Below are 4,832 nucleotides of genomic sequence, written 5' to 3' on the forward strand. Positions count from 1 at the left end.
CACCCCGCCGTCCGGCACCCCGACGCCCGGTAGCACCGGCGCGCCCGGACGCTCGGCCGCACCCGCTCCGCCCGTGACGCCTCCGGCTCCCGGGACCGCCCCGCAGCCCCCGGTCGGCGAGCCCGTGCCGCCCGCCGGGCAGCCCCGGTCGCTCATCCCGCCGTCGGCCGCCGGTGCGGTGCCGCCGAGCGCGGGGTCGGCGCCGGAGGGGCAGGGCTTCCTCAAGCCGCTGACGGGCGCGATCCAGCGGGTGGCGCGCTGGGCGCCCGTCAATCCGCAGGGTCAGGCGATGTCCTCACCGCAGGGCCCGGCCGGTCCGGGCACGCCGGGCGGGTCCGGCGGCGACGGGTCGGGCAGCCCCGACCAGCCGGGCGGTTTCTACGGTCTGGCCGGTGACGGCGCCCCGAGCCGCGGCCCCAAGGTCGCGCTGTTCGCGGTGCTCGGCGCCGTCGTGCTGTTCGGCCTGTACACGCTCGGGGCCTGGGCCGTGAGCGACACGGTGCCGCGCGAGACCACGGTCGCGGGCGTCGACGTCGGCGGTCTGACCCGGGCCGAGGCGGCGTCCGCCCTGGACGAGCAGCTCGCCGCGCGGGCCAAGGAGCCGATCGCGGTCACCGCGGGCGAGGGCAAGGGCCAGCTCTCCCCGGAGGCGAGCGGCCTGGCGGTGGACGCCCCGGCGACCGCGGCCGAGCTGACCGGGTTCTCCCTGAACCCGGTGCGCCTCTGGGCGCACCTGTTCGGCGGGTCCGAGGAGGACCTGGTGCTCGCGATCGACGGCGAGAAGTTCGACGCCGCGGTGGCGGGGCTCGAGGAGTCGCTGGCCGTGGAGCCGGTCGACGGCACCGTGTCGTTCGTGGACGGGCAGCCCGTCAAGACCGACGCCAAGGACGGCACGCGGGTCGTCGCGAGCGAGACCGCGCGGATCGTCCAGGAGCGCTGGCTGCGTGCCGAGGGTCCGTTCGACCTGCCGACCGAGGCCGTGCCGCCCGTGATCACGCAGCAGAAGACGGATGACGCCTTCGCCACCGCGCAGAAGGTGGTCTCGGGGCCGGTCACGGTCGCGGTCGGCGGCCAGCAGCCGCAGCTCTCGCCGGAGGCGCTGGCCGGCCTGGTCCGGTTCGAGCAGAAGGACGCCGAGCTGGTGACCATGGTCGACGGCGACGCGGCGGTCGAGGCCGTCGTCGACGCGACGGACAACCTGCTCGAGCTGCCGGACGACGCCCACTTCGAGTTCGTGGGCGGCAAGCCGACCATCGTCGACGGGAAGACCGGTACGACGCTCGACCCGGCGGAGACGGCCGAGGCCGTCCGCGTCGCCGCGACGAGCGACGACCGCGAGACGTCGGTCGAGCTCGTCGAGCAGACCCCGGAGGACACCGTCGAGTCGCTCGGGAAGCTGGGTGTGAAGGAGATCGTCTCGGAGTTCAGCACGCCGCTGACCAACGAGGCGATCCGCACCCAGAACCTGGTCCGTGGCTCGGAGATGGTCACGGGCATCCTGGTCAAGCCCGGCGAGACCTTCTCCCTGCTGGAGGCGCTCGCGCCGATCACCCTGGAGAACGGCTACTTCGACGCGGGCGTGGTCGAGGACGGCAAGCACGTCGAGGCGGTGGGCGGCGGCCTGTCGCAGATGGCGACGACGTCGTTCAACGCGGGCTTCTTCGCCGGGTTCGACGACATCGAGCACCACGCGCACTCCTACTGGTTCCCGCGGTATCCCGCGGGGCGCGAGGCCACGATCTACGTGGGCGCCAAGGACATGAAGTTCCGCAACGACACGCCGTACGGGGCGGTCATGCAGGCCTTCGTGGCGGACGGCCGGCTCACGGTACGGATCTGGAGCACCAAGCACTACACGGTGCAGGAGAGCACGAGCCCGAAGCGCAACATCGTGCCCAAGCAGACGATCCACGACTCCTCGCCCGACTGCCAGGCCTACCCGGGCGGTGAGGACGGCTTCTCCGTCACCATCGCCCGCAAGGTGCTGCACGACGGCAAGGTCGTCAAGGAGAACTCGTTCAACCACACCTACCGGCCGGACAACGCCGTGGTCTGCGACGGGTGAGGCGGCTCGGACGCCCGGGCGGCGGTAGGTTGCGGACATGCTAGGACGGAGCGAGCGGGAGTCCCCCGCGCACGCGATGCTCGCCGCGCGGACGGCGGGCTGGAACGACCCGGTGGAGCTGCTCGACCTGGGTACCACGGCGGACACGCTGGCCACGGTGGCGAGCATCGACGGGCTGGCGGCGGTGGTGCACCTCGGCCACCCCGAGCAGCCGGCGCCGGGGCTCGAGCGCGCCCTGCTCGAGGGGGACTCCTCGCTCATCCTCACGGCGGCCGTCGCGGTCCCCGTCCAGTGGGTGTGGGTGGGTGCGGGGCCGGCGACCGGCCAGGTCGTCATCGACGAGGCGGGCGTGCGCGACTGCGCGCCGGTGCTGCGCGGCCTCGGCGCGAGCCTCCGGCTGGTGCCGACCCGCGCCACGGTGGCGGAGCGCATCGCGCTGGCCGGTGAGGGCGGGTCGCTCGTCATCGAGCGGACGCGCGTCCCCGCCGGGTTCGCCGAGCTGCCCGACAGCGGGGCCCTCGGCGCGGGCGGACCGGTCTGGTACGGGCTGCTGGAGTCGCGCGACGACTGGCCCGCGTTCACCGAGCCCGCCCAGGTGTGGTTCGCGTTCGGGCCGGTGGACGACCACCTGGGCTCGCTCCAGCCGACCCTCGCCGTGGTCGCGGACGCCGGGCTCGACCTCGTCCACCTGCGCAGCCAGCCCTCGGCGCACGGTCCGCACGCGTTCTTCGCGTCCTTCTCGTGCCCGACGTCGGCGGTGCTCGACGACCTGGTCGCCGCCCTGACGGAGCGCGGCGTCGCGCACCGCACGCTCGCCGTGCTGCCGGGCGCCTCGTTCGTGCCCGGCCCGGACACCGTGGTACCGCAGTGGGCGTGACGGTGCCGCCCGCCCCCCGGATCGCCTACCTGGGCCCCGAAGGCACGTTCACGCACCAGGCGGCGCTCGACTGGGCACGCCGGGACGGTGCCGCGGACGGCCCGGCGAGCGCCGAGCCGCTGCGCACGGTCACGGACGTGCACGACGCCGTCGCGGCAGGCACCGCCGACGTCGGCGTCGTGGCCGTCGAGTCCTCCGTCGAGGGGTACGTCGTCCCGTCGCTGGACGCGCTGCTGTCCAGCGCCGACGTCGTGGCCGTCGACGAGATCGCGCTCGACGTGTCGTTCGACGCGTTCGTGCGACCCGGCCACGGCGAGCTGACCGTGGTGTCGGCCCACCCGCACGGACTGGCGCAGTGCACGGGCTTCGTCGCGGGGAGCGGGCTGGCGACGGCCCCGGCGTCGTCCAACGCGGCCGCGTGCCGCGACGCGGGCCCCGGCACCATCGCGCTCGGCCCGACGATCTGCGGTGAGCTGTACGGGCTGGACACGTACGCGCGCGCGGTCGAGGACGTCCGCGGCGGGCGGACCCGCTTCCTCGTCCTGACGCGGCGCGGCGTGGCGGACGCGTACCTGGGCCGGGCGCGCGCGGCGGGCGAGACCGACTGGAAGACGATGCTCGCGATCACCCCCTCGGTGACGGGGCCCGGCGTGCTCGCGCGCATCACCGCGGCGTTCGGCGACCGCAAGGTCAACATGTCGAGTCTCGTCACCCGCCCGCTCAAGGCGCAGGAGAGCCGGTACGTCTTCGTCGTGACCCTCGACGACGCACCGTGGAGCCCCGGCGTGCGCGACGTGCTCGGCGACCTGCTCGCCGCGGGCGATGCGCTGAAGACGCTCGGGCTGTTCCCCGCGGGCGCCGGCTTCCGCACCCTGGACGGTGTCCTCGACCCCGACCACGTGCCCGTCGGCTCGGTCTCGGCGGACGACGCCTCCGACGCGCTCGCCCGGGGGCTGCTGTGGTGAGCGTCGGCGTGGTGGGTCTCGGGCTGGTCGGCGGATCGCTCGCGCGCGCCCTCCGGGCGGCCGACGTGCCCGTCGTCGCGACCGACCCCGTCTCCGGCGGTGAGGCGCGCGCGGCGGGCCTCACCGTGACCGACGACGTCGCGGGCCTGGCCGCCAACCGGCCCGACGTCGTGGTGCTGGCCGCGCCGCTGCGCGCCATGCGGGCCGTGGCGGGCGAGCTGGCCGAGGCGCTCGCGGTCCAGGACGGGTGGGACCCGACGGTGACCGACGTGGGCTCGGTCAAGGGGCCCGTGCGCGAGGCGGTGACCGAGGCCGGGCTGGGCGGGCGCTACGTCGGCGCACACCCCATGTCCGGGGCCGAGCTGTCGGGCTTCGCGGCGTCGTCGGCGCAGCTCATGCAGGGCGTGCCGTGGGCGGTGACGGTGGGGGAAGCGGCCGACCCGGACCGCGTGCTGCAGGTGCTGACGCTGGTCACCGGGCCGCTGGGCGGCACCGCCGCCGTGCTCACCGACGACCTGCACGACGAGGCCGTCGCGCTCGTCTCCCACGTGCCGCACGTGCTGGCGAACCAGCTCCTCGGGGCCGTGGCCGGTGCGCCGGTCCGTGACGTCGCGCTGGGACTGTCGGCGGGCTCGTTCCGCGACGGGACCCGTGTGGGCCTGGCGGACCCGCGCCGCACCGAGGCGATGGTCACCGAGAACGGCACGTGGGTCGCGCCCGCGCTGCGGCTCGCGGCCAGGGACCTCGAGCGGCTCGCGGACGACCTCGAGTCGAACGCGCCGACCCACTGGTTCTTCGACCGGCCCGACCCCGTGCGCGAGCTGGTCCGGCCCCGGGCGGGGGGCGTCACGGGCCTGCGCCCGGGCGACGCGGGGGCCGCGTCCGGCGGGCGGGGCCCCGCCGCCGACGTCGAGACCGTGCCGCT

At 75.5% G+C, this 4,832-nt stretch carries 4 protein-coding genes; all 4 read left to right on the forward strand.

Translation table 11 applies throughout. From position 1 onward, the window contains the following. The coding region (locus tag HLB15_RS22430; RefSeq protein ID WP_212760247.1) for a VanW family protein at positions 1 to 2,065 on the forward strand (2,065 nt) is incomplete at its 5' end. A gap of 37 nt (positions 2,066 to 2,102) precedes the next feature. After that, the gene (locus HLB15_RS22435; protein WP_171108824.1) at positions 2,103 to 2,942 is read left to right on the forward strand and encodes a hypothetical protein; all 840 of its coding nucleotides are present in this window, start codon (positions 2,103 to 2,105) and stop codon (positions 2,940 to 2,942) included. Next, positions 2,939 to 3,907 carry a prephenate dehydratase gene (locus HLB15_RS22440; protein ID WP_229785367.1) on the forward strand — a complete coding sequence of 323 codons (969 nt, stop codon included), beginning with the start codon at positions 2,939 to 2,941 and terminating at the stop codon, positions 3,905 to 3,907. The genes HLB15_RS22435 and HLB15_RS22440 overlap by 4 nt, the downstream gene beginning before the upstream one ends. After that, positions 3,904 to 4,832: prephenate dehydrogenase (locus HLB15_RS22445; RefSeq protein WP_311979609.1), on the forward strand; the 929-nt coding region annotated here is incomplete at its 3' end. The genes HLB15_RS22440 and HLB15_RS22445, both read left to right, overlap by 4 nt.

Source organism: Promicromonospora citrea (assembly GCF_013004695.1).
In the GTDB taxonomy this organism is placed as follows: domain Bacteria; phylum Actinomycetota; class Actinomycetes; order Actinomycetales; family Cellulomonadaceae; genus Promicromonospora; species Promicromonospora citrea.

Coding starts and splice junctions, on each gene's coding strand:
- HLB15_RS22435 (WP_171108824.1), top strand. CDS start 2,103: ATGCTAGGACGGAGCGAGCGGGAGTCCCCCGCGCACGCGATGCTCGCC.